This window comes from Nitrosomonas oligotropha (assembly GCF_900106555.1).
Classification (GTDB): Bacteria; Pseudomonadota; Gammaproteobacteria; order Burkholderiales; family Nitrosomonadaceae; genus Nitrosomonas; species Nitrosomonas oligotropha_A.
Genome location: NZ_FNOE01000032.1, coordinates 23840 through 29839, shown reverse-complemented (window position 1 = coordinate 29839; position 6000 = coordinate 23840). Strand labels below are relative to the sequence as shown.

General features: G+C 47.5%; 7 protein-coding genes. All 7 read right to left on the bottom strand.

Annotation, left to right across the window (positions count from 1 at the left end; translation table 11 throughout):
* On the bottom strand, positions 1–166 hold a 166-nt coding region (locus BLU57_RS13355), incomplete at its 3' end, for an AbrB/MazE/SpoVT family DNA-binding domain-containing protein (protein ID WP_090321856.1).
* 66 nt (positions 167–232) lie between these two features.
* On the bottom strand, positions 233–1438 hold the full coding sequence (locus tag BLU57_RS16330; protein ID WP_218131677.1) for a restriction endonuclease subunit S: 1206 nt from the start codon (positions 1436–1438) through the stop codon (positions 233–235).
* Positions 1439–1440: 2 nt separating this feature from the next.
* Positions 1441–3042, bottom strand: a complete 1602-nt coding sequence (locus tag BLU57_RS13345; RefSeq protein ID WP_090321852.1) for a type I restriction-modification system subunit M — start codon at positions 3040–3042, stop codon at positions 1441–1443.
* Between the two features lie 189 nt (positions 3043–3231).
* On the bottom strand, positions 3232–3600 hold the full coding sequence (locus tag BLU57_RS13340) for a hypothetical protein (protein ID WP_090321858.1): 369 nt from the start codon (positions 3598–3600) through the stop codon (positions 3232–3234).
* A 144-nt stretch (positions 3601–3744) separates the two neighbouring features.
* Positions 3745–5163, bottom strand: a complete 1419-nt coding sequence (locus BLU57_RS13335) for a DUF3631 domain-containing protein (RefSeq protein WP_176776454.1) — start codon at positions 5161–5163, stop codon at positions 3745–3747.
* Positions 5156–5665 (bottom strand): hypothetical protein, encoded by a 510-nt coding sequence (locus BLU57_RS13330; protein ID WP_090321848.1) that lies wholly within the window; start codon positions 5663–5665, stop codon positions 5156–5158. The genes BLU57_RS13335 and BLU57_RS13330 overlap by 8 nt, the downstream gene beginning before the upstream one ends.
* 2 nt (positions 5666–5667) lie before the next feature.
* A complete protein-coding gene (locus BLU57_RS13325; RefSeq protein WP_090321845.1) occupies positions 5668–5895 on the bottom strand; it encodes a helix-turn-helix transcriptional regulator in 228 nt (75 codons plus the stop codon).
* Positions 5896–6000: the final 105 nt, after the last annotated feature.

Here is a 6000-nt window from a genome sequence, read left to right as displayed (position 1 = left end):
GGGTCAGTGGTTCATCCCGCACCGGCGTGATGATGATCTGGCCATTGGAGGCGGTGAGCTTCACTCGTTGATCCACGTGCACATGCGCTTCCCGTACAATCGCAGCGGGCAGGCGCACCCCAAGATTATTGCCCCATTGTTTAATATCCAGAATAACGTCTTTCATGATTATGCTCCACCCGCTAAATGTTTAAACTAAAGTATAAACACAACCGCAGCAGGAAGCAAATCGTCAAACGAACATCTGCTGCAACAAGCCTTTTTTGTAAAGTTTCACGGCATCAAGCTGGGCTTGCGCTTGGATGATTTTGTCGTCGATGGCGGTGAGGAAATTGGCAATTTTGGTTTGTTCTTCTTCACATGGCAAATTTAATTCTAATTTTTCAAGCTTTGAAAAATACATATAGGTTCTTGAACCACCCTGTTTTTGTTGTATTGCAAATTCCTTGAACTCATTTCCGTAATTTAAAATTAATTCAAGAAAATTATCATCAATATTTCTTGTTGTGAAAACTGGATACAAGGTACTAACAATTCCTTTATCAACTATATTATTTCTATTGAAAGCAAATATGAGGTCATCACTCATATGTCGATAGGTAAAATAATTCCTTGGCACCACGTTGTATCCAGTATTGTCTTTACTAGCTACATCGTAACCATTGAAGTAGTTTTTTTGAAAAAAAAGACCTTTTCTAGACGAAGTAAGCACAGGAAATTGATTGTTTTTAGTTGATTTTTCTTCATGCTTGACAAGATAGTTGCCAATCTCTTGTACTTCCCACTCTGGAAACTCCCGCCCATCATCATCCTTAAACCTTAACTTTTGGCTGAAAATCTGCTGCATTACGCCTTTTTTGTATTGCGCTAATAAGTCACATTTTTGCGTGAGCTGGGTGATTTTTTCATCGATTGCCGTGAGGAAGTTGGCGATTTTGGTTTGTTCGGGGAGACCAGGAAAAGTAATTTGAATTTGCTTAATTAAACCAGCGCTTAAATTTTCTTGTCCACCCACATTGCTTAAATCTCTAATTTCATCATAACGTCCAGCTAAATTCTGGAAAACAAACTGCACACTTATCGTGTTTTGATGAAATGTAATTGCTGCACAAGCCTGATTTGTCGAAGCTTCTAATCCTAAAATAGCAACTTTCCCTCTTGTCTTACCTTGCCCATACATAGCCATTAACAATGTATCTTTAGGGAATAGTTTTGCAGATGAATTTTTTAAACCTTCTTCAGTTATAAACTCGTCTGAATTATTTATGACGTTAAAATCAATTAGGGAAGTTGTAATCCAAGGAATAGATCCGCCGCCCCAATATTCTGGTTTAGCTCTGTTTGGTGTCCCCCCTGAAGAAGTTGTAGCAATTTTATCAAGTTCAGAAGTCTGCCAGTCATCACTAAATTCCTTAAACCGCAGTTTCGGCACTTTCATACTTATTTCCCTGATTCCGAAAACGGTGGCGCAATCCCCAGTTCCCGGCAAAACACCGCAATCGTGGCATCGGTTTGCTGGCTTTGTGCTTCCAGTGCTTGGAGCTGTCCGGCAATCGCATTCAGGTCGATTTCCGCTTCCGCCTCGAAGGTGTCGACATAGCGCGGAATGTTCAGGTTGTAGTCGTTGGCCTTGATGTCTTCCAGACTGGCGACATGGCTGAATTTGTCCTGATCGGTGCGCGCCAGATAGGCTTCAACGATTTTATGGATATGTGCCGGGCGCAGGATGTTTTGCGTTTTGACTTTATCGAATGCCTGGCTGGCGTCGATGAATAAAATATTGTCCGGGTTGCGGCGGCATTTCTTGAACACCAGCACGCAAGTGGGAATGCTGGTGCCGTAGAAGATATTGGCAGGCAAACCGATCACCGCATCCAGGCAGTTCATTTGCTCGATCAAATACTGGCGGATATGGCCTTCCGCCGCGCCCCGGAACAGCACGCCATGCGGCAACACCACAGCCATCGCGCCATCCTCCGCAAGCTGGTAAACCATGTGCTGCACGAACGCCATATCGGCTTTGCTGCCGGGTGCCAGTTTGCCGTACACGCTGAAGCGGTCATCGCTCATGAACAGCGGATTGGCGCTCCAATGCGCGGAAAACGGCGGGTTGGCGACAATCGCATCGAAGCGCAGGTCACGGTGCTGCGGGTGTTCCAGCGTATCTTCCTGGCAGATGTCGAAATCGGCGTAATGCACGTCGTGCAGGATCATGTTCATGCGCGCGAGGTTGTACGTGGTGCGGTTCAATTCCTGACCGTAAATCTTATCGACGTGATCGGCTTCGCGTTTGACGCGCAACAGCAATGAACCGCTGCCGCAGGTTGGATCGTACAGTTTTTTGATGTTCTTGTTTTGCGCGGTCACCAATTTGGCGAGTAAGGTGGAAACCGGCTGCGGGGTATAAAACTCACCGGCTTTTTTGCCCGCGCCGCTGGCGAACTCGCCGATCAAGTATTCATACGCATCGCCCAGCACGTCCGCCGTGCCATCGGCCAGATTGAAGTCGATCTTGTCCAAATGCACCAGCACTTTGGTCACCAGCGCATTTTTGGCCTTTTCCGTTGCGCCCAGTTTGGATGAGGTCAAATCCAGGTCTTCAAACAAATTGCTGAAATCGTCCGCGCTATCGGTGCCCAGCGTGCTTTGCTCGATGTTTTTCAGGATGCGCGTCAGATCGGGCAGAATGAAATTGTACTGTTCGCCATCCGCATCGCTATCCGCTTGGCTATTGCCTTTCATCGCAATGGCGTGAAACAGCTCGGAAGGCTTCAGAAAATAACCCAGCTCGGACACGGCGGCATCGTGCACCGCCTGCACGATTTCCGCGCCGTCTTCGGTGTGCTCGTCCAGTTGCGCAAACTTCAATCCATCCTGTTCCAGAATCGAATCGGCAAAACGCACCACTTTCTCGGACAGGTATTTGTAAAAAATGAACCCCAAAATGTAATCGCGGAATTCATCGGCGTTCATCTTGCCGCGCAGGGTATTGGCGATATTCCAAAGCTGTTGCTGAAGCTGGCGGCGCTGTTCTTCGGTCATTGTGTTGTTGTTAGTCGCAGGGATTCGATCAGCCGGCCATTATACTTTTATACCGGCATCACGAAACCATCACGTTATGCGTTCATGAAAATAGTTAAGTATGTACCAAATTTTCATTTCTAAAATTTAATCGGGGGCCGAATTACCCCAGCTCCGAATGATCTGGAAGTACCTTAAGTCATTGCGCCCTCACTGTACCGCCGTTCGTTCAATAATCGCCAACAGAAGAAATGGATCATACTTGCGCTTCGGTATTTCCAGTTCACAGGTTCCAACACCTCTAATTGCTAACGTTAAAATAACGTTGTCTCTGTCGCTCATGGTGTCCGTCACGAATGCCCGCCGGATGCTCGGCTGATCTTCCAGCATTTGCCATACTCTCGCATACCTATCCCGCCGCTTTAGTTCCTCGATAATCGCCGGTTTGTATTTGCGTAACCGGTCAAGCAATTCTCTTGTTACTTTTTCCGCTGGTGAAAGTTCTATAGTATCCTCATCGGCCAAGGTGACAGTTAAATCCTTTTGTCTCAAATATTCGATTATTTCCGCTGCTTCCATTTTGTGTCCTTTATATACCCCCCTCATAGGGGGGCGTTCTATCCGTAACAATGTAACATTCCTTATCTGATGCTGGTTTCAGCGTTCCGGATCGTTTTTTGTACCAGTAACGTTCCTCTTCTATCCGTAACACGCCACAAGCTTTTATATCCTTACGATCTTTGCGCTATGTGTTGCGTTGTTACGTTTGGAAGGATCTGTTACCGTAACGGATTCATTGTCAGAATCGCTCAAACCGTTGCCGCTATTGGTTTGTGACAATGTTACGGATAGAAGGGGGAGTGTATAGGAAAGGTACCTATCGAAGGCGTCGGTAAATTGATCAAGCTCATAACCTTTTGCAGTTTCAAAACCAAACCTGATCGTTTTTGATCGTATGTCATACCCTTTTAACTTATTGCCAAGCTGCTTCGGCGATAGCGGTTTCCCCCGGTTATAAGTTGCCCAACTTTTTTCCTCATCTCCAAGCAATGCAGCAATCAAGTTTGCTGTGCTTATCTTTGTAACGTTCTTTGTCTCGAATACTTCCTGAATATCCGCCAGCAGTTCATTACCGATGCTATCCGTCTTGTCGTTGCCGGATAGCTTCAAGGCTGCCTTGGTGGCTTTCTCAATCCATCCATTACTGGCGCATTCCGCAATGGCAAATAGTGGTTCCCAATTGTCTTGGGCGCGGTCATTTAATGCATCGGGTAGCATTGGCCTTGCCCGTCTGACTTGTTCGCGGCAATCATCAGCAAAGCGTGCCAGCTTTCTTGATAACGTCAAGAAAAGGCCGGGTTCCGCATATCGCAGCCGATCGACATTCTCATGTCCCAGTTTGCGCCGCAATTCAAGCACGATCGATCTATCCATTAACGTATCTGACAAATGACCGATGCCGGATAAAGCCTTCGCTCCCCAGGTGCTAAATCGCTTGGGGGTGTGCTCATCGCCTACGGTTCTAATTACATAGGCATTATCCCGGCTATGCCCGGAATTGATCACGCATCGCAGTTCTTCGTTTTCTTTCATGAAGGCGTCGGTTTCATCCAGCAACAGAGTAGGGTTCCATGCCTCAATGCAGCGATACAATGCCGCCGTGCTAATGTTGCTGGCTGACAATGGCCGGTATGACAGATTCCCCAGTATCGTTAATAACTGCGTCTTGCCGCATCGCTTTTCAGGCGCGGTAATCACTGCCAGCGGGGCGATATGCACAACATCCATAAGCCAGGTCATACATACCCATAAAGCCGCCGTATCGGCTGTTTCCTTGTCGCACACGATGAAACGTGAAACAGTACTCGATATGCTAGTAAGTAATTCGTCCGGGTTTGCCGGGTGCGGCCAAGGCTCAACGTCTGGTAATCCTTCGGTTGTTTCCCGGGTCTTTTTCCGGCATTCATTTACGGCCCTATCCAGCGCCGATACAATCACGCCCAGATTTTTGGCTTCTTCATCCCTTGTCCGGTTATAGTCAAGGATAGACATAGCCGCCAGCCGCTTGAGTGCTTCCTTGTCGGTTTCCTTTTTGGTGACGCTTTCCAGTAATTCGGTTGCTTGTTGCTCTAAATCACTCATGGCTTGCACCTCTCGAAAAATTCGCGGCTTCATGGATACGGATAACAGCACTGGAAAGGGCGGAAACATCAGATTCCGCCAAGGTTTTACCGGTCAGCATGGTACGGGCTGCAATCAGCACGATAAGCGCGTCATGCCGCAGTGCGTTGATAATTTGCCAATCGTTAAAGTAAGTGCGGGTTTGCGGTTCATATTTAGAGTTCGGGCGGATAAACAAGTCCGAAGGATTCAGATCGATAGCCGCCGTGATTTCGTGAATGGAACAACCGGCAAAGCAGTGCATTAACACTTGACCTTCACGGCCTAGACTCACCGCAAGGCTGCGGCCTTTCCGGTCATCGTGGGAAGGGCAGAATGCCAGCAAGCCGCCGTTATGCCGTTTGATTACGCCCTTCAAGCGACTGGCGACTTCGGTCAATGGGTCATGCGTGGCATGGTTTGGGCGTGCGTTTGCGCCAGCCGCTGTCCCTACCGGGCGCGGTCTTTTCGCGAGTGTTTGCATTGCTACTTCCCTACCCGGTAATTAATCGGGTCTGCAAGCCATCGGTGAAGCTCTGCGTTATCGTAAAAAGTGCAACGAATGCCCATACGCTCGGGCTGCGGTGCTTTACCTTCCTTGGATAGTTTTCGGAATGTTTCTCTTGATACGGGTGAGAATTGGGCGATTTTTGGCCAGCGTGTCTTGCCGATGGCGGGTATTGTAGCGGGTAATGCTTTTTGTTTTTCTTGCATCGCGTGTCCTTATGTTGAATTAAAAAATTCACCAATAAGGCGATTACTTGGTAACCATAGTTACAACTTACACCATTTGGTGTAGTATTCACATAATAAGTATAG

Excerpts from the sequence above, each read along its gene's own strand:
- BLU57_RS13325 (WP_090321845.1), bottom strand. The coding sequence starts at position 5,895 with ATGCAAGAAAAACAAAAAGCATTACCCGCTACAATACCCGCCATCGGC.
- BLU57_RS16330 (WP_218131677.1), bottom strand. The coding sequence starts at position 1,438 with ATGAAAGTGCCGAAACTGCGGTTTAAGGAATTTAGTGATGACTGGCAG.
- BLU57_RS13335 (WP_176776454.1), bottom strand. The coding sequence starts at position 5,163 with ATGAGTGATTTAGAGCAACAAGCAACCGAATTACTGGAAAGCGTCACC.
- BLU57_RS13330 (WP_090321848.1), bottom strand. The coding sequence starts at position 5,665 with ATGCAAACACTCGCGAAAAGACCGCGCCCGGTAGGGACAGCGGCTGGC.
- BLU57_RS13340 (WP_090321858.1), bottom strand. The coding sequence starts at position 3,600 with ATGGAAGCAGCGGAAATAATCGAATATTTGAGACAAAAGGATTTAACT.
- BLU57_RS13345 (WP_090321852.1), bottom strand. The coding sequence starts at position 3,042 with ATGACCGAAGAACAGCGCCGCCAGCTTCAGCAACAGCTTTGGAATATC.